The sequence below is a fragment of the Afipia sp. MLSD5-FHT05B12 genome (genome assembly GCF_058793355.1).
In genome coordinates this window covers 111974-129304 of sequence record NZ_JBXAFS010000008.1, presented here as the reverse complement: position 1 = coordinate 129304, position 17331 = coordinate 111974, and the positions used below count along the sequence as shown (strand labels likewise).

General features: G+C 61.2%; 17 protein-coding genes. 10 read left to right on the top strand and 7 right to left on the bottom strand.

Translation table 11 applies throughout. The features are described 5' to 3' along the window. The first annotated feature begins 328 nt into the window (after positions 1–328). Positions 329–1402 (top strand): phosphoribosylformylglycinamidine cyclo-ligase, encoded by a 1074-nt coding sequence (gene purM, locus AC1Q6J_RS13080; protein ID WP_492279706.1) that lies wholly within the window; start codon positions 329–331, stop codon positions 1400–1402. 1 nt (position 1403) lies between these two features. Further along, positions 1404–2060, top strand: coding sequence for a phosphoribosylglycinamide formyltransferase (gene purN, locus AC1Q6J_RS13075; protein WP_492279705.1), 657 nt, complete (start codon positions 1404–1406; stop codon positions 2058–2060). Here the strand turns inward: purN and AC1Q6J_RS13070 are convergent. Continuing rightward, positions 2053–3060, bottom strand: coding sequence for a zinc-dependent alcohol dehydrogenase family protein (locus tag AC1Q6J_RS13070; protein WP_492279704.1), 1008 nt, complete (start codon positions 3058–3060; stop codon positions 2053–2055). The two genes, purN and AC1Q6J_RS13070, sit on opposite strands and share 8 nt — an antisense overlap. Before the next feature lie 106 nt (positions 3061–3166). On the opposite strand from AC1Q6J_RS13070, the gene AC1Q6J_RS13065 reads away from it, so the two are divergent. Continuing rightward, positions 3167–4021 carry a LysR family transcriptional regulator gene (locus AC1Q6J_RS13065; RefSeq protein WP_492279759.1) on the top strand — a complete coding sequence of 285 codons (855 nt, stop codon included), beginning with the start codon at positions 3167–3169 and terminating at the stop codon, positions 4019–4021. A 34-nt stretch (positions 4022–4055) separates the two neighbouring features. On the opposite strand, the gene AC1Q6J_RS13060 is transcribed toward AC1Q6J_RS13065, so the two are convergent. Beyond that, on the bottom strand, positions 4056–4259 hold the full coding sequence (locus AC1Q6J_RS13060; RefSeq protein WP_492279703.1) for a cold-shock protein: 204 nt from the start codon (positions 4257–4259) through the stop codon (positions 4056–4058). 355 nt (positions 4260–4614) lie between these two features. On the opposite strand from AC1Q6J_RS13060, the gene AC1Q6J_RS13055 reads away from it, so the two are divergent. After that, entirely contained in the window at positions 4615–5661 is a 1047-nt protein-coding gene (locus AC1Q6J_RS13055; protein WP_492279702.1) for an autotransporter outer membrane beta-barrel domain-containing protein, read from the top strand. An 80-nt stretch (positions 5662–5741) separates the two neighbouring features. On the opposite strand, the gene AC1Q6J_RS13050 is transcribed toward AC1Q6J_RS13055, so the two are convergent. After that, a complete protein-coding gene (locus tag AC1Q6J_RS13050) occupies positions 5742–6581 on the bottom strand; it encodes a TerC family protein (protein ID WP_492279701.1) in 840 nt (279 codons plus the stop codon). A 38-nt stretch (positions 6582–6619) separates the two neighbouring features. Continuing rightward, a complete protein-coding gene (gene ndk, locus AC1Q6J_RS13045) occupies positions 6620–7042 on the bottom strand; it encodes a nucleoside-diphosphate kinase (protein ID WP_492279700.1) in 423 nt (140 codons plus the stop codon). Positions 7043–7359: 317 nt separating this feature from the next. Between ndk and AC1Q6J_RS13040 the strand changes: the two genes are divergently transcribed. The 4 genes from AC1Q6J_RS13040 (at position 7360) to AC1Q6J_RS13025 (ending at position 10417) form a co-directional block, all read left to right on the top strand. Further along, the gene (locus AC1Q6J_RS13040) at positions 7360–7614 is read left to right on the top strand and encodes a sulfur globule protein precursor (RefSeq protein WP_492279699.1); all 255 of its coding nucleotides are present in this window, start codon (positions 7360–7362) and stop codon (positions 7612–7614) included. A gap of 164 nt (positions 7615–7778) precedes the next feature. Next, on the top strand, positions 7779–8027 hold the full coding sequence (locus AC1Q6J_RS13035; RefSeq protein ID WP_492279698.1) for a hypothetical protein: 249 nt from the start codon (positions 7779–7781) through the stop codon (positions 8025–8027). Positions 8028–8229: 202 nt separating this feature from the next. Then, complete coding sequence (locus AC1Q6J_RS13030; protein WP_492279697.1) at positions 8230–8436, top strand: hypothetical protein; 207 nt, start codon at positions 8230–8232, stop codon at positions 8434–8436. A gap of 109 nt (positions 8437–8545) precedes the next feature. Then, positions 8546–10417 (top strand): ABC-F family ATP-binding cassette domain-containing protein, encoded by a 1872-nt coding sequence (locus AC1Q6J_RS13025; protein ID WP_492279696.1) that lies wholly within the window; start codon positions 8546–8548, stop codon positions 10415–10417. Positions 10418–10421: 4 nt separating this feature from the next. Here AC1Q6J_RS13025 and AC1Q6J_RS13020 read toward each other — a convergent pair whose 3' ends face one another. From AC1Q6J_RS13020 to AC1Q6J_RS13010, 3 genes are all read right to left on the bottom strand, one after another. Further along, on the bottom strand, positions 10422–10958 hold the full coding sequence (locus AC1Q6J_RS13020) for a hypothetical protein (RefSeq protein WP_492279695.1): 537 nt from the start codon (positions 10956–10958) through the stop codon (positions 10422–10424). A 243-nt stretch (positions 10959–11201) separates the two neighbouring features. Then, entirely contained in the window at positions 11202–11654 is a 453-nt protein-coding gene (locus tag AC1Q6J_RS13015; RefSeq protein ID WP_492279758.1) for a DNA polymerase III subunit chi, read from the bottom strand. A gap of 59 nt (positions 11655–11713) precedes the next feature. Next, complete coding sequence (locus AC1Q6J_RS13010) at positions 11714–13216, bottom strand: leucyl aminopeptidase (RefSeq protein ID WP_492279694.1); 1503 nt, start codon at positions 13214–13216, stop codon at positions 11714–11716. Positions 13217–13665: 449 nt separating this feature from the next. Between AC1Q6J_RS13010 and lptG the strand changes: the two genes are divergently transcribed. Together lptG and AC1Q6J_RS13000 are read left to right on the top strand one after the other, a co-directional pair. Next, positions 13666–14754: an LPS export ABC transporter permease LptG gene (lptG, locus tag AC1Q6J_RS13005; protein WP_492279693.1), complete on the top strand. Its 1089-nt coding sequence runs from the start codon at positions 13666–13668 to the stop codon at positions 14752–14754. Next, a complete protein-coding gene (locus AC1Q6J_RS13000; RefSeq protein WP_492279692.1) occupies positions 14754–17228 on the top strand; it encodes an LPS-assembly protein LptD in 2475 nt (824 codons plus the stop codon). Before lptG ends, AC1Q6J_RS13000 begins: the two co-directional genes overlap by 1 nt. Positions 17229–17331: the final 103 nt, after the last annotated feature.

Sequence of the window (17331 nt, the reverse complement as noted above, 5' to 3'; positions counted from 1 at the left end):
TTAACGGGCCTCGGACGGCTTGCATAGGATATGGGGACGCCGCTGACCGCCCGAGGGCCTTTCTCCTAGCTATGCACAGCCTGCCCCTAGTGTGGTGGTTCGCAAGTCCGCATCGTTAACGCAGCGCGTTCATTGCGGACTTGCGAACCAAAACCACACTAGAATTATAGTCTTCTAGTGTCCTTTTGAATCCGAAGTTCGCTACGGAAGACGCTGTAAAACCGGGCGAACTTCGGATTCAGGACACTAGCCATTGCGCCAGCGCAAAATCCGACGTAACCACCGGCTAACTCTCGGAATCCTAGTGTGGTGGTTCGCAAGTCCCAGCATGACTGACCAAAAATCCGGCCTCACCTATTCATCCGCCGGCGTCGATATTGACGCCGGAAACCGGCTCGTGGACCTCATCAAACCGCTGGTGCGCGCCACCGCGCGGGCGGGTGCCGATGCGGAAATCGGCGGATTTGGCGGGCTGTTCGATCTCAAGGCCGCCGGCTTCAAGGACCCCATACTGGTCGCCGCCACCGACGGCGTCGGCACCAAGGTCAAGATCGCCATCGAGACCGGCATCCACAGCGGCATCGGCATCGACCTCGTGGCGATGTCGGTCAACGACCTCGTGGTTCAGGGCGCGGAGCCGCTGTTCTTTCTGGATTACTTCGCTTGCGGCAAGCTCGACCCCGAGGCCACCGCTTCGATTGTGGCGGGCGTCGCCGAGGGCTGCCGCGAATCCGGCTGTGCCCTGATCGGCGGCGAGACCGCCGAGATGCCCGGCCTCTACAAGGACGGCGACTACGATCTCGCGGGTTTCGCCGTGGGCGCTGCGGAGCGAGGCACGCTGCTTCCGCACAAGGACATCGGCCCCGGCGACGCGGTGATCGGACTCGCCTCATCCGGCGTTCACTCCAACGGCTTCTCGCTGGTGCGCAAAGTCGTCGAGAAGTCCAGGGTGACGTTCGACGCCCCGGCGCCCTTCGCGCCCGTCATGACGCTCGGCGGCGCGCTGCTCGCCCCGACCAAGCTCTATGTGAAGTCATGCCTTGCGGCGATCCGCCAGACCGGCGCGGTCAAGGGCCTCGCGCACATCACCGGCGGCGGCTTCACGGACAATATTCCGCGCGTGCTGCCGAAGCATCTCGGCGTCCGCATCGATCTGACTGCCGTCCCCGTTCTACCGGTGTTCAAGTGGCTGGCCGCCGAGGGCAACATCGCCGAACTCGAGCTGCTGCGCACCTTTAACTGCGGCATCGGCATGATCGCGATCGTCAAGCGCGAACAGCTCACCGAGGTGATGGACGTGTTCGCGCAGAACGGCGAACGCGTGGTCGATCTCGGCGAAGTCATTGAGGCCTCGGGCGACGAGCGGGTGATCTACGACGGCCACCTCAACCTGGCGGATTGAGATGGCACGACGACGCGTCGCCATTCTGATTTCCGGACGCGGCTCGAACATGACCGCGCTGATCGAGGCCGCGAAAGCCAGGGACTATCCCGCCGAAATCGTTCTCGTGATCTCCAACATCGCAGGCGCCGGCGGGCTCGCGAAAGCGCATGACGCCGGGATTGAGACTGCAACCGTCGAGAGCAAGCCGTTCGGCAAGGACCGCGAAGCCTACGAGCGCGCGTTGCACGACGTCCTGATTGCTCACAACATCGAGCTTGTTTGCCTTGCGGGGTTCCTGCGCCTGCTGACACCGTGGTTTGTCAAGCAGTGGGACGGGCGAATGCTCAACATCCATCCGGCCCTGCTGCCATCCTACAAGGGATTACATACCCACGAGCGCGCGCTGGCCGATGGCGTCAAGATTCACGGCGCGACGGTTCATTTCGTGGTGCCGGAAATGGATTCAGGCCCCATCGTCATCCAGGGCGCGGTAGCGGTGCATGACGGCGATACGCCGGACACGCTTGGTGTCCGTGTACTCGGCGTCGAGCACAGGATTTACCCGGATGCACTCCGCCTCGTCGCCAGTGGCCGCACGCGGCTGGAGAACGGCTTGTGCAAGATCGACGCGAGCGGCAATCCCGACGACGCGCTGATCTCGCCCGCGATCAACTGATCTCTGCAATATCGATTACGATCTTGCCCGATGCAGTGTGGCTACGGACTGCCTCATGCGCGGCATCTACATCCGCAAGGGTGAAGCGCCGTGCATCGACAAGCGGTGTCAGCTTGCCGGCCTCCGCGAGTTTTGTGGCTTCCCGCATGATAGCGCCATGGTGCGCCCGACCTTCTCCGGTCAGCAATGGCAACAATGTGAAGATGCCTGAATAGGTTGCGGCCCGGAATGAAAGTGGTGCAAGCGCATGCGTGCCCCAACCGAGCGCACTGACGACATGACCAAAGCGGCGGACCGCATTGAATGAGGCATCAAGCGTCGCGCCACCCACGGTATCAAATACAATATCGAAGCCTTGCCCGCCGGTATGCTCAGCCACATAACTTTCGACCGACGCGGCGCGATAATCAATCGGCGTTGCACCGAGCCGCGCGATTATCTCAGCGCTTGCTTTTGATCCGGTTGCGAATACGACCGCATCGAAGGCACGGGCAATTTGGATCGCGAGATGTCCGACGCCTCCGGCGCCGCCATGGACCAGCACCTTCTGCCCTGCATGGACCGCTGCGCGATCGACGAGTCCTTCCCATGCGGTGATGAAGCCGAGTGGCAGAGATGCAGCCTCGCGCATGCTCAAGTTGGCCGGTTTGAGGGCCAGCAAATCGGCATCGACGGCGGCATATTCTGCGAGCGAACCCTGTATTCCACCAACTCCGCCGGTTATCCCGTAGACTTCCTCGCCCAGACGAAATGTTGTCACGCCCGCACCGACTTTTTCAACGACGCCGGCGAGATCGATTCCCGGAACAGCTGGCAGCGGCTGGCGCGCATGTGCCGCCTGTCCGGCGCGGATCTTGAGATCGAGCGGATTGACTGCACTCGCCTTGATCCGGACCAGAACTTCATTGGCTGCGGGATCAGGCCGTTGGACCGTCTCGATCCTCAGCGGCGAGTCAGGACGATCGGCAATGACAGCTTTCATCAAACTGGCTTGGGTCATGGGGTTATCTTTCTGTGTGAGCGCCGCCCCTAACTAAGCCAAGCATTATTGTTTGAAACTCAAATATATCGCAGTATCACCATTCATAATTGAATGGGTGCTTCACATGGAATGGAGCGATTTACGAATTTTCCTGACGATCGCTCGGGAAGGTTCGCTCGGCGCGGCGGCACGTAAGCTCGGACAGAGTCAGCCCACCATGGGACGGCGGCTACGCGCCCTTGAACAATCGCTGGGCCAGACGCTGTTTCAGCGCACAGGGGAAGGCTTCGTGCTGACAGACGAAGGCGCGACTGTTCTCGCTCACGCTGAACGAATGGAAGAGGATGCGCTTTCTCTCGAGCGCCAGATCGGTGGCAAGGACAAGCAGCTCGACGGCCTGCTTCGCGTTTCATCTTCCGACTGGTTCGGATCTCACTTGCTTGCGCCGGTTCTTGCAGAGTTCGCGAAACTACAGCCGCGCGTCGTGGTGGAGCTACTCACGGACACTCGCTTTTACAGCCTTTCCCGCCGAGAGGCTGACGTCGTTTTCCGGATCAGCCCCTTTGACGAGCCCGAGGTGATTTCACGCCGGCTGATGATCATCAAGTATGGCGTCTACCTCAAGGCAGGCAGCGGCTTTGATCCACGTGCAGGCGATGGCCGGGGAACGCCGCTTATCACCATGGACACGGCTTTCGGCGGAATGCCCGACGCGATCTGGCTCAAGCGCATCCTGCCACATGCTCATGTCGTCTCACGTAGCAATAATCGCGACGTGCAGGCGCGCTTGTGCGCACTAGGTACCGGCCTCGCAGTTTTGCCAAGACCGCTCGGCGATGCTCTCGAAGGCGTGAGGCGAATTGATCTCGGCGAAGATCCTCCGAGCCGCGAAACATATGTCGGCTACCATCGCGACCTGAAACGGCTTGCTCGCCTGCGCCGACTTCTCGACCTCGTGATTGAGCGCTTGGCAAATTAGCCGGAGGAGCAGCGCATTCCGCTATATCGCGAAGTCAGGAAATTTTCAGATTTTCCGCCGATGACTTGCCGCGATTTTCCACGAGATCATACTCGACGGTCTGATTTTCATTGAGGGTTGAAAGTCCCGCCCGCTCGACCGCCGAGATGTGTACGAACACGTCCTTGTCACCGACCGCCGGTTTGATGAACCCGTAGCCTTTGGTCGGGTTGAACCACTTCACCGTACCTTTTGCCAACGTCCGTCTCCTCGTCCAGAAATAAAAAAAGACGCGGTCACGCTCATCGCGTGCCACGCCGCCAGCGGGCTTCAAATGTTTTGCAGGATGTCGCGTCTTCCAAATCCACAGCCGAACGGCCCAAATCCGATTGCGACAACAATCCCAACACGAAAATTTCGCCTTAGCAAGACCGCGGAACACCACAAATGCCTGTGGCATCAGCACCACAGAGGGTGCGAATGCCCGCAGCCGGCATGGCCGCACGTTGACGCAAGCGGCTGATTCAGGGCAAATCGCACAACGCGGTTGCAACAAATCCTTTTGAGTTCCCGTTTTTATGAAAATGACAGCGTCGCGACCGAGCATAAGCCGGATGAAGGTGCTGCACGCGACTGTGGCCGGGCTCGCCCTGTGCGCGGCATCGAGCGCCAGCGCCCAGCTCGCCCCACCCACCCCCGGCGTCACCGATAATAATTCCCAACTCTCGGTCAACGCATCGCAGTTCGACATTGGCAGCAGCTTTTTGCAGCGTCTGGGACGCGAAGCGACCTACGGATATGCCGCCCGGGATAATTCCGGAGGCGGCGGCGCATCGCAAAGCACCGCCGAGCCGCTATACCGGACATGGGCTGAGACCTACGGCATCCGCGCGCGCACCGCTGCGCAAGGCACGTTCGTCGGCGACAAGCGCGGGACGCTGGGCGTGGTTGGCGGCATTGGCGCGACTGTCGCGCCCGGACTGAACGTCGGCTTCTCCATCGACCAGAGCCAGACCTGGATTGACGTGCCGCTCGCGCTGCAAACCGCGACGCTCGGCATGACGCAGCTCGGCATCAACGCTTCCTACGTCAATGGACCATGGACCGTGGCAATGGCCGCGGTCCATGGTTTTGCCCGGATCAACTCGATCCGTGCGACCCCTCTCGGCAGTGCATTCGCCAATTATCGCGGCAGCATCGACGGTGTGCTCGGCGAGTTCAACTACACCTATTCGTTCGGCCAGAGCCGCATCGTGCCGAAGATGGCGCTCGAATACGTCTCGACCCGCACTGACCGCTTCTCAGAGACCGGAGGATTTCTTCCTGTAGCGGTTGCCGATGCACATGGCGAGCGCGCCCGCGTGCTGGCCGGTGCTGAATTCGGGCACTACTGGATTGTCGGCCAGCAGGCGATCGATGTGTCTGTCTATGGCAAGTTTGTCGACAACTTCGCGCAGAATATCGGGGCCGTGCAGGTCAGCCTCGGCAACAACGCGATCGGCGTGCAGGGTATTCGCGAAAGCCGGAACGGCGCCGACGCGGGCGCCGCCGCCTCCTGGATTCTCAGCAATACGGCAAGGCTTTATGCCAACTACGACGGCAGGTTCCGCAGCGGGTTCGAGTCACATCAGGGAACGGTGGGCGTTGAACTGAAGTGGTGAGCGGCTGAGCGGCGAATCTGATCTGTGTAATTCCACAGCCTCGTCCCGGCTTTCGCCGGGGACGACCTCACGTTGCTGACTTACGCCGCCGCCGGCGCTTCATGCTGCTCGCGCAATGCGCGCTTTCTCCAGATCGAGCCGACCACCAGCACCACGATCACGCCGAGTACCGCGAGCGCAAGCTCCCCGATCTCACCATTCAACTTGAGATGCTTGGCGAAGCCGAACATGGTCGACGTGGTGTCGACGTCGAGCGCGATGTGGCCATCGAGCAAGCGGTGCAGCCAGGGAGCAACGGCGGGGTCGGTGGCAATCACCTCACCCGCGATCCAGCCGAGCAGCGCTGCGCCCAGCCATACCAGGGCCGGCACGCGATCGAGCAGCGCCATGATAAGCGCTGCGCCAGCCACGATCATCGGAATGCTGATGGCGAGGCCGAGGATCAGCAGGATGGCGCTGCCGTTGGCAGCGGCAGCGACCGCGATGACATTGTCGAGGCTCATGATGATGTCGGCGACGGCAACGATACGCACCGCGGCCCACAGATGGGCTGCGGCCTGCACGCCGTCCTCGTCTCCTTTTTCAGGAACGAGGAGTTTCGCCGCGATCATCAGCAGTGCGAGCCCGCCGATCAGTTTCAGGAACGGCATCGTCATCAGCGTAACGACGATGAAGGTGAAGACGATGCGGAGAACGACCGCAACACCCGCACCCAGGATCATGCCCCAGACGCGCTGCTTGGGTTGCAGCCCGCGGCACGCCAGCGCGATGACCAACGCATTGTCGCCGGACAACAGCACGTTGATCCAGATGATCTTGGTCAGCGCGACCCAGAACTGTGGTTGCTGAATCTCATTCTCGAACTGAGTGATGAGACCGCCGAGTGTGGCGGGATCGAAAATCTGCGCAATCCAGTTCACGTGAAAGATCCCCCGACCGTTTTATTGCCTGCTGTTTATCAGCCGACGATTTCATTCCCCGAAAAGAATTGCGCGATTTCGATCGCTGCGGTCTCGGCAGCGTCCGAACCATGCACCGAGTTCTCGCCGATCGACTTGGCGTGCGCCTTGCGGATGGTGTCTTCGGCAGCTTTCGATGGATCGGTCGCGCCCATGACGTCGCGATACTTCAGGATGGCGCCCTCGCCTTCGAGAACCTGAACAACCACCGGACCGGAGATCATGAAGTCGACCAGTTCGCCAAAGAACGGACGCGCCTTGTGTACGGCATAGAAGGTCTCGGCCTGCGCACGGGTCATCAGAATGCGCTTTTGCGCAACGATACGCAGTCCGGCCTTCTCAATAATGGCGTTGACGGCGCCGGTCAGGTTACGCGCGGTCGCGTCCGGCTTGATAATCGAAAAAGTACGCTCAATCGCCATGATAACTTGTCCTTGGAAGTGTGTTGGAAGGTTGCCGCGCTTATAACGGCGCGGTGATGCAACGGCAAGCTGGTATACCAGAAGCCCGCCTCAGGGGTGGGCGGCATCCCGCTCCCGATACCTCTACGGCAAGCGTCTGCCAAGACCCTCCCGAAAGTTACTGCGACTTCATCGAGATGAATGCTGCCTGACGGGGCCATGCCGGTTCAGTTCAGGATCGCTGCACTAGCGTGTCAGCGTAGGCCGGCATCGGTTGCCCACGAACATCAGCAAGGGCGCCCGGCGCTGCGCCTGGATCGAATTCGAGGAGATCTCAGATGCGTAAACTCATTCTCGCATGCGCCGCAGTCGCAGCCCTTGGCGCAGCTGCATTCACGCCGTCCGCGGCTTCCGCCCATGGATGGCACGGCGGACACGGCTGGCACGGTGGCGGTTTCCACCGCGGCTGGGGCGGTCCACGCTTCGCCGGCGGCCCGGTTTATTTCGGCGGCGGCTATGGCGGCTGCCACGTGCGCCGTCTGGTTCCGACGCCATGGGGTTACCGCTACCGGCTGGTGAACCGCTGCTACTGATCCAGACCTGCACGAACTGTCTCCCCAGACTTGCACCGGCCGCCACAAGCGGCCGGTTCTTTTTGTCGCACCCCCGCAGCGGATCGAACCGTCCTCGCGGAGGCATCGACAGACATGCAGGGACACCTCAACGGCGCCCCGCGCCAAACCGAAGGAGACTTGTCATGTTGCGCAAACTCGTTCTTGGACTGGCCGCTGTCGCCGCTCTGTCCACCGCCGCAATGCTTCCCACCGCGGCTTCGGCCAAAGGCTGGAAAGGCGGCTGGCATCATCATCACCATCACGGCCACTGGGGTGGCGGCTACGGCTTCTTCGCCGGCGGTTACGGCGGTGGCTACGGCGGCTGCTACGTGAAGCGCCTGGTCAACACACCGTATGGCCTTCGCTATCGGATCGTGAACGTCTGCTTCTAAGCGGATCACATCCGCTCCTCCCAGACTCCCACCCCCGGCAGCGATCCTGCCCGGGGGCTTTTTTTATCGCGGGTTCCCGGTTCCCGAACATATAAAATTTTACCGATTTCAAACCATGCGCGGCAAAGTCGCGAACCCGAACCACGGTCATCGCATTATCCTGTGGTATTGATTCAAGATTGAAACGAATTGGAGCAGGCTGATGGCGCCCCGACTGAACGCTCCTGATGTCCGTCTCGATCACCTTCATAGCGAAGCCGTCTGGCAGGGCATCGGCGAGAGACTGCGCGATGCGTTGAGCCGCGAGTCACCCGATATGCCGCAGCGCCTGCGCGCTCTGATTGCACGGCTGCCGGAACTCGATGGCGAAAAAGCTCCGTCGCTGGTGCCGGAGATGGAAACGCATTAACGCGTCTTCCTTGCAAACAGGGATCGCGCTCGCCGAAAGCGCCGCGATCCGTCACAAATTGCCCAGACAAAGCTGTTGCGTTCGGCGGCCTGTTCCGTAAAAGCCCGCCATGCTCTCCATCAAGGACATTTCCGTTCGGATCGCCGGACGCCTGCTGATCGACCAAAGCACGGTGCAGATCGTACCCGGTGCGCGCGTCGGCTTTGTCGGCCGCAATGGCGTCGGCAAATCAACGCTGTTCCATGCCATTCGTGGCGAGTTGCCGCTTGAAGCCGGATCGATTGCGATTCCGCCGCGCTGGCGCGTCGGCAGCCTTGCGCAGGAAGCCCCCGATGGTCCGGAAAGCCTGATCGATGTCGTGCTGAAGGCCGATCTGGAACGCGCCGCATTGCTGCATGAGGCAGAAACCGCGCACGACCCGCACCGCATCGCCGATATCCAGACGCGGCTTGTCGACATCGACGCCCATTCCGCGCCGGCTCGCGCCGCCGCCATTCTCTCGGGCCTCGGCTTCTCCACCGCCGATCAGGCCCGGTCCTGCTCGGAATTCTCCGGCGGCTGGCGCATGCGCGTGGCGCTGGCGGCGACGCTGTTCGCGGCACCCGACCTGCTGCTGCTCGACGAGCCGACCAACTATCTCGATCTCGAAGGCACACTCTGGCTCGAGGATCATCTTGCGAACTATCCGCGCACAGTGATCGTCATCAGCCATGACCGCGATCTGCTCGATACGTCGGTGGATCAGATTCTTCATCTCGATCGCGGCAAGCTCACGCTCTACAAGGGCACCTACTCGTCATTCGAGGAGCAGCGCGCCACGCGCGAAATGCTCGATGCCAAGCACGCCAAGAAGCAGATGGACGAACGCAAGCGATTGCAGGCGTTTGTCGATCGCTTCAAGGCCAAGGCCTCGAAGGCCAAGCAGGCGCAGTCGCGCGTCAAGATGCTGGAACGAATGAAGCCGGTCACAGCTCTCGTGACGCAGGACGTTCGCGAGATCACGTTTCCGTCTCCGGACAAAATTCTCTCGCCGCCCATTATCGCTGTGGACGGCGTGTCGGTCGGATATGACCCGGCAAAGCCTGTACTCAACAACGTCACATTGCGCATCGACAACGACGACCGCATCGCCCTGCTCGGCTCCAACGGCAACGGCAAGTCGACGCTGGTGAAATTGCTCGCCGGCAAGCTGCCGCCGTTCTCCGGCAAGGTCGTGCGCGCCGCGAATCTTTCGGTCGGATACTTCGCGCAGCACCAGACCGACGAACTCGATCTCGACGGCTCAGCTTACGATCATCTGCGGCGGCTGATGCCGAACGACACAGAGACCAAAGTGCGCGCGCGCACTGGCGCCATCGGGTTTTCCGGCAAGGCCGGCGACACCAAGGTCAGTTCGCTGTCCGGCGGCGAGAAAGCGCGGCTGCTGCTCGGGCTTGCGACATTCTACGGCCCGAACATGATCATTCTCGACGAACCGACCAACCATCTGGACATCGACAGCCGCGCCGCACTCGCGGAAGCGATCAACGATTTCCCCGGCGCTATCATCATGGTCTCGCATGACCGTTATCTGATCGAGGCGTGCGCGGATCAGTTGTGGGTGGTGGCGGACCGCGCCGTCACGCCGTATGACGGCGATCTCGACGACTATCGCCGATCGGTGCTGACCTCACGCGGCATGCGGGCTTCCAGCCGTGACCGTGCGGGCAATGAACGCGGCAACGGCAAGCCGGCCCGCGCGAAGTCCGAAAAGCGCGTACCGCTCAAGCAGAAGATTTCAAACGCGGAAAGCGAAATCACGCGGATCAGCGGCATCATCGAGAAGATCGACGCTGCCCTCGCCTTGCCCGACCTGTTCAAGCGCGATCCCAGGCAGGCGGCGCAACTCACCAAGGCTCGCGCAAGTGCGGCGGACGCGCTGCAACGCGCCGAGGATGAATGGCTTGAGGCAAGCTCGTCTTACGACGAAGCAACGGGCTGAAGGATCAGGAGCGCTTCTTCTTCGCGCCGCGCGCGGGCTTTTCCGGCGGCGGCACATCGACCCGCTCGATCGACGTCAACCGGCCCGACGTGAAGGTATAGGCTCCGGGACGCGGTCCGGTCCGCCATGTAATGAGCGCAACGCGGTCGCCCCGTTCATTGTTCGACAGGTTCACGTTGTCGGGCGCGACAGCAATCGCGCGCGCGACGTCGCATTCAGTATGGCCCAGCGCGACCGGGGCCACGGAAACCTGGCCTTCGGATGCATTGGCGTCGGCTGGCGCACCCTGTGCCGGCATGCCGGGACATTGACCGTCGGAGCTGATGAGATCGTTCGGCGTCACCTCTTTCGACACGCTCAGCGGCGGCGTCTCGATGGTGCTGTTACCTTTGAAAATCTTGCCCGGACGAGCGAACCATTCCTGGTCCTTGAGCGAAAAATCGGACAGCGCCCCGACTCCGCCGCAGCCAGTCACCATGGGGGCCAGGATCACAAGGGCCACCAACGGTCTTGTATGGATGCTTTTACGCAGGACGCTCAAATTCGTTCTCACACCAACTTCAGCGCTTTTTCATGCGCGTTCGGGAACCAGGATATGTCTTAGAGCAAATGCCTAAACAATCATTTGCGCGTCTTTTCGCGGCAAGAATGGAACACCTTGCCCATAACTGCGCCTATGTGGCCTTCCACCATCCCTTTGCGGCACCATGGTGGCTAAGCGCCGGTCAGGTCAACGAAAAAAGACTATAACATTAACGGCGGGCCGTTTATCGGGATCACGCATCTACGCGCGCTTCTGCCATCTGCCGCGCTCGTCGGTCTGCCAGTATGTCAAATCGAGCCCGCGCGATTTGCCGTCGGTCCAGGCCGCGCGGGCGGCGCCAAGCGCCTCGTCATCGTCGCCGTTGAAGACAAAAACGATGCGATCGTATGTCGCGCAATCCCTGGGCAGACCCGCGGTATCGACGATAAATCTGACATTGGCATTGTTGGGATTACCGTCGTCCATGGTCAGAACGATCGGCTGGCTCATCGCATCGCTGTCGCGCCAGGTACCATGAGGCAAAAACGAATCCTCGCGATACGTCCACAGATGCGCGTCGAGCGATTCGGCGCGCTCTTCCGACCCGGTCTGAACCGCAACGCGCCATCCCCGCTCGACGGATTTCTCAAGCAGCGGCGGCAACACCTTCTCGAGTGTCGTATCTTGCAAATGATAGAACAGGATTTCCGTCATCGCGCGGTGTACCGATCGCAGGTTGGGGCGATGCACGATGCATCGCCCCGGTTGGTACGTTATCGCTTCGTCTCGTAGTTGTCCGCGACCAGCCGGTTCAGCAGGCGCACGCCGTAACCCGATCCCCAGCTGCGATTCAGATCCGACGCAGGAGCCCCCATCGCCGTGCCGGCAATATCGAGATGCGCCCACGGCGTGTCGTCAACAAAGCGCTGCAGGAACTGCGCCGCGGTGATCGAACCGCCGTTGCGGCCGCCGGTATTTTTCATATCGGCAAACTGCGAATCGATCTGCTTGTCGTATTCCGGGCCGAGCGGCATGCGCCAGACGCGCTCGCCGGTCTCCTGCCCCGCGGCTGTCAGGCGTTCCGCGAGTTTATCGTCGTTCGAGAACATGCCTGCATAGTCGACGCCGAGTGCGACCATGATCGCGCCAGTCAGCGTTGCAAGATCGACCATGAATTTCGGCTTGTGCTTTTTCGCGACGTACCAGAGTACGTCGGCCAGCACGAGGCGGCCTTCGGCGTCGGTGTTGATGATCTCGATGGTCTGCCCCGACATCGACGTCACGATATCGCCGGGACGCTGCGCGTTGCCGTCCGGCATGTTTTCAACGAGACCGATCGCGCCGACCACATTGACTTTTGCCTTGCGCGCGGCCAGCGCATGCATCAAGCCAACGACGCAGGCTGCGCCGCCCATATCGCCCTTCATGTCTTCCATGCTGCCGGCCGGCTTGATGGAAATGCCGCCGGTATCGAAGCACACGCCTTTGCCGACGAAGGCAATCGGCGCCTCGCCGGGCTTGCCGCCGTTCCAGCGCATGATGACGGTGCGTCCGTCGTGCTCAGAGCCTTGCGAAACGCCGAGCAGCGCGCCCATGCCCAATTTCGTCATCGCCCTGACGTCGAGAACATCGACCTTGACACCGAGTCTGCGCAGTTGCGTTGCACGCCGCGCGAATTCGGCGGGGAAAAGCACGTTCGGCGGTTCGTTGACGAGTTCGCGCGCAATCAGCACGCCGTCCACGACATGATTCTCGGGTGCGAAGGCCTTGCGAGCGGCGGCGACGTCGGCCACTGCGATCGAGAACTGCGCGCGTAGCGGTGCGTTGTCGCCGTCCTTCTTCTTGGTCTTGTAGCGATTGAACCGATAGGCGCGCAGCCGGACGCCGGATGCGATCAGCGCAGCCTGCGATCCTTTCATTGCGCCCGTCGGCAGTTCGGCGAGAACCGTCACGGCCTCGGTGCCGGCGCTGATCTTGGAAGCGACCTTGCCGCCCAACTTGACGAAATCGCTGTCCTTGAGTGACGCCGGCTTACCGGCGCCGACGACAACAAGGCGTCCGGCCTTGAGGCCTTCGGGCGCCAGAATATCCAGTACGGCGCCATTCTTTGCCTTGAACTGGTTCGCTGTGGCCGCACGCTTGATGACATTCGCTGCCGCCCCCAATGCCTTGTTTGTAGCCGGGCCGAATTTCAACGTGTCGTCGCAAAAGACCACCAGAACGCCGCGTGGGGCAGCGGAAAACGGTACGAAGCCGACCTTTACGGCGTCGGTCATAAGAAAATCCTCCAGATAATCGCGGCTTGCGCGGCAAAGGGACCAGAATCCGGCAGGATTCTCTGCGGCACACTATGACGCTTTCTCGGCTGTGCTGCCAAGCGCGGGGCAAGCACGCCTGAAGGCCCGCCGCAAGAGTCACCCCAAAGCAACGATTGATGTTTTATTAACTATACTTGGGGTGCGGCCTCAGGTCGGCCATTTTGTTGACCAATCAAAGGGATGCTATGAAATAAGAATGTGCCGGAAAATGCGATTCCGTGCCCTTTGGGGGACCTTGCGAAAGGTTTTGGGCGCGGGAGCGAGAACTGGCTGGAGTTGGGGATACTGCTGCCCGATGGGCTTGATCGACATCACTATTTACCGGACGACAGCGCCGTCGTCTGCCTGGCTCTTCGCGACCGCCCGGTCTGTCCGGCGGCAGGCGTGGGCGTAAGGCGGCTGCGCACATGGTGACGACAATCCTCGCACGCTATTTCGCCGGGCGTTTCGTGATCGCATCGGTCGCGACGTTCGCCGCGATCTTCGTGTTGATCATTACCGTCGATTATATCGAGTTGATGCGCCGCGCTGGCGGCCTGGCAAATGTATCGGGCCTGTTCGTCGCGCAGACCGCGTTTTATCGCGTACCGCTCTCACTCGAAAAGCTGATGCCGTTCTGCATTCTAATCGGCGCGATGGTCTCTTTCCTCGCGCTGTCGCGGCGGCTTGAACTTGTGGTCGCGCGGGCCTCCGGCATCTCGGCCTGGCAGTTCACCACGCCTGCGCTGCTCAGCGCACTCGCGCTCGGGATGCTGGCAACCGTTGCCTACAATCCGATATCCGCGGAGATGCTGGAACGCGCCAAGGATATGGAAAGAAAGATATTCACAGATGGCGCGCCAACGCTTCAGGACGGTGCCGGCTTCTGGCTGAACCAATCCACGAGCGAGGGGCAGAGCGTCATCAACGCGGCCCGAAGCCAGGGGCAAGGTGCGCTCCTGACCGGCATCTCCGTGTTCAGGTATGACCCTTCCGGCATTTTCAGAGAGAGAATCGAGGCGAAGGAAGCCACGCTTGAACCCGGACGCTGGGTGTTCAAGCAGGTGCGCCGCTACACCCTCGACAGCCCGCTGATCGAGCAGGACACCTTCACGATCGCCACCACCCTCACCCTGGCCCAGGTTCGGAACAGCTTCTCCACCCCAGAAACTGTGTCATTTTGGCAACTCCCGGACTACATCAAATCGTCCGAGAACTCCGGACAGGCCACAGCCGGTTACCGTCTGCAGTACCACAAGCTCATCGCACGCCCGTTTTTATTGGCTGCAATGGTGATGCTTGCGGCTGCCGTAAGCCTGCGGTTCTTCCGCTTCGGCGGCGTGCAAAAGATGGTTTTAAGTGGCGTTGCAGCAGGGTTTCTGCTCTATGTCCTGTCGAAAGTAACTGAGGATTTAAGCAAGGCCGAGTTGATGCATCCGCTCGCTGCCGCGTGGTTGCCCGTTTGCGTGGGCGGCCTCTCGGGATTTTTGGCTTTGCTGTACCAGGAGGACGGGTAGTGGCCGTTGTCGCCGCCCTCCAAGGACGGACGCCTGCGTTCAGGCGGCGCATTCGCTTGCGCCGTCAAAGCCTGCTCATGTCCGTGTTTCTGGGGCTTGGCCTGACGGCCGGGCTTGCCGGTATGGTGGCGACACCAGCGGTAGCCCAGTCCTACCGGTACAACCAGCTTCCCCCGAAACCACCCAAGCAGGCGCGGCCGGACACCAGCAACGGGCAGATGCTCGTGCAGGCAACCGAGGTCAACTACGACTATAATAACTCGCGCGTCGCGGCGGTCGGCAGTGTTCAGATCTACTACAACGGATCGACGCTCGAAGCCGACAAGGTCATCTACGACCAGAAGACAAAACGCCTTCATGCCGAAGGCAACGTCAGGCTGACGGACGTCGACGGCAAGATCACCTACGCCAACATGCTGGATCTGTCCGACGACTATCGCGACGGCTTTGTCGATTCGCTGCGGCTGGAGACTGCCGATCAGACCCGCATGGCGGCGACGCGCGCCGACCGCACGGACGGCGACATCACGATTTTCCAGAACGGCGTCTACACCGCCTGCGCGGCCTGTAAGGACAACCCGAAGAAGCCTCCGCTGTGGCAGGTCAAGGGCGCGCGCATCATCCACAATCAGACCGAGAAGATGCTGTATTTCGAGGACGCGCGCCTCGAGTTCTTCGGCCAGCCAATTGCATACCTGCCGTTCTTCTCGACGCCTGATCCGACGGTCAAGCGCAAGAGCGGCTTTCTGATTCCGAGCTACTCATCGAGCACGCGCTACGGCGTCGGCATCGAGGTGCCGTATTACTTCGCGCTGGCACCCGACTACGACCTGACCGTATCCCCGCGCTACACCACCAAGCAGGGCCTGCTGATGCAGGGCGAATTCCGTCAGCGCCTCATCAATGGCGCTTACGAAATCCGTGCTTACGGCATCCGGCAGGACGATCAGAAGCAGTTCAATGGCGAACCCGGCGACCGCGAGTTCCGGGGCGGTATCGACACCAAGGGCCAGTTCGCACTCAACGACAAATGGGTCTGGGGCTGGGACGCGGTCGCGGTCTCAGACAAGTCCTTCTTCTTCGATTACGGCTTGGGCCCGTACAAGAACGCGCTCAACTCGTTCCTGCTGACACCCGATACGGGCCTGTCGCAGATTTATCTCACCGGCGTCGGTAACCGCAGTTACTTCGACGCGCGCGTGATGCATTTCCTTGGTTATTCGGCCGCCGATGTGCAGAGCCAGATCCCGGTCGTTCATCCCGTGATCGACTATTCGAACGTGCTCAACCGCAACATTCTCGGCGGCGAATTCAGCTACAAGGCGAACTTCACCAGCCTGAGCCGCCAGAGCGCTTCGTTCGATCCGATCAGCCCCACCGCGCTCCTCAGCGGCTGGTGCCTGCCCACGTCGGCAGACCCCACAAAGAAGATACCCTCGAACTGCCTGTTGCGCGGCGTTCCCGGCGATTACACGAGGCTGACGGGCGAGGTGGAATGGCGCCGGTCCTTCACTGACTCCATCGGCCAGATTTTCACGCCGTTCGCTTCGCTGCGCGCTGACGTGATCAGCGCCAACATCGACAACCAGCCCGGAGTCGCGAACTACCTGCCGGTCGGCTCGACGCAGACCGCGCGCCTGATGCCGACGGTGGGCCTCGAGTATCGCTATCCATTCATCAACGTGCAGCCGTGGGGCACCACGACGATCGAGCCGATCGGCCAGTTGATTATCCGCCCCAATGAGCCGAGCGCCGGCCGTCTTCCGAACGAAGATGCGCAGAGCTTTACGTTCGACGACAGCAATCTGTTCCGCGTCGACAAGTTCTCCGGCTACGACCGTGTTGAAGGTGGCGGCCGCGCCAATGTCGGCGTTCAGGCGACCACGCAATTCGACCGCGGCGGCTTCGTCAACGTCCTGTTCGGGCAGTCCTATCAACTGTTCGGGCTGAACTCGTTCGCCGTGCAGGACCTGACCAACACCGGCATCAGCAGCGGCCTGGAAACCGCCCGCTCCGATTACGTCGGCCGCATCGCTTATCAGCCGAACAAGATCTACAGCCTGATCGCCCGCACCCGGCTCGACGAGGCAACGGGAGCTGTGCGGCGCTTCGAGCTCGAAGGCCGGGCCAATTTCGATCGTTTCCAGGTAAGCCTGCTCTACGGTAACTACGACAAGCAGCCTGAACTCGGATTCCTCAACCGCCGCGAAGGCATCGTGGGAACCGGGTCGATCAAAATCGCCGCGAACTGGATGCTGTCGGGCGGATTGCGCTACGACATCACGAACCAGACGGTCAATCAGTACATCGTGGGCGCAGGTTACGTGGACGACTGCTTCATCATCGCAGCCAACTACATCACGGACTACGCCTACACATCGACGAGCTACGCGACCCCCGTCACCGATCATCGCATCATGCTTCAGATCGGTCTGCGCACCATCGGCACCAGTTCGTTCAACGCGTCGCAGTAGTATCCCGGTAGCGGAGTTGTGCGGCTCGGGCGATTGCAGGCTTCAAGACGTGTCCCGCAAGGCCGCGGGAATCACCGGGAGTTCATCGGATGCGCGCATTAAC